The organism is Streptomyces pyxinae (genome assembly GCF_024756275.1).
GTDB lineage: Bacteria > Actinomycetota > Actinomycetes > Streptomycetales > Streptomycetaceae > Streptomyces > Streptomyces pyxinae.
The window spans coordinates 1-526 of record NZ_JANUGQ010000068.1 but is presented as its reverse complement, the minus strand read 5'-3'; the positions used below and the strand labels follow the sequence as shown (position 1 = coordinate 526).

Below are 526 nucleotides of genomic sequence, written 5' to 3'. Positions count from 1 at the left end.
CCGACGACGTCGCGGACCTTGTCGATGAACAGCGGATCGGTGGACAGCTTGAACGTCCGGGCCCGGTGCGGTGCCAGGGCGAACGCCCGCCAGATCCGCGAGACGGTCGACTGCGACATCCCGGTCGCCGCGGCCATCGACCCCGTCGACCAGTGGGTCGCGTTCTTCGGTGTCTCCTCGAGCGTCTTGACGATGACCCGCTCGACATCGGCATCGGTGATCTTCCGCGGGACGCCGGGCCTGGGGTCGTCGCACAAGCCTTCCAGGCCCCGATCGATGAACCGGCGCCGCCAGGTGCGGACCGTGTCCGCAGCGATCCGCAGCCGGCGTGACACCTCCGTGATCGAGTGCCCATCGGCACACTCCAGCACGATCCGCGACCTCTGGGCCAGGGCCTGGGCCGTCGTCCGGCGTCGCAACCAGCCCTCCAGAACCGCCCTCTGGGCTTCAGTGACCGACAACGGTGGAATCTTCGGACCCGGACGACTCATGCCCGACTAACCACAAACCTCTGACTCAGGTCACT

General features: G+C 67.7%; 1 protein-coding gene. It reads right to left on the bottom strand.

What is annotated here, in order from left to right:
- Window positions 1-461, bottom strand: a 461-nt coding sequence (locus NX801_RS30610) for an IS630 family transposase (protein WP_258791229.1), incomplete at its 3' end; no start/stop codon positions are given.
- Window positions 462-526 lie beyond the last annotated feature (65 nt).